This is a genomic window from Belnapia sp. AC561 (genome assembly GCF_979252845.1).
In genome coordinates, this window is the sequence record NZ_CEEDBP010000260.1 from 1 (window position 1) to 265 (window position 265).

At 41.1% G+C, this 265-nt stretch carries 1 protein-coding gene; it reads left to right on the top strand.

The genetic code is table 11. From position 1 onward, the window contains the following. The coding region (locus AC0IW9_RS31000; RefSeq protein ID WP_471652141.1) for an aminotransferase class V-fold PLP-dependent enzyme at positions 1-265 on the top strand (265 nt) is incomplete at both ends.

The window sequence follows — 265 nt, forward strand, 5'->3', positions numbered from 1 at the left end:
TGTAAACACCTTGAAAAAAACGGTGCTAGAGTTACTTACCTTGGCGTTAAAGAAGATGGTTTAATTGATTTAGCTGCGTTAGAAGCTGCAATGACTCCTGAAACGATTTTAGTGTCGATAATGTACGGTAATAACGAAATTGGCGTTATCCAACCGGTTAAAGAAATCTCTGCTATTGCACACAGGTACGGTGCATTATTTATGACAGATGCTACGCAGGCAGTTGGTAAAATCCCTGTTGATGTTAACGCGGCCGGGATTGACT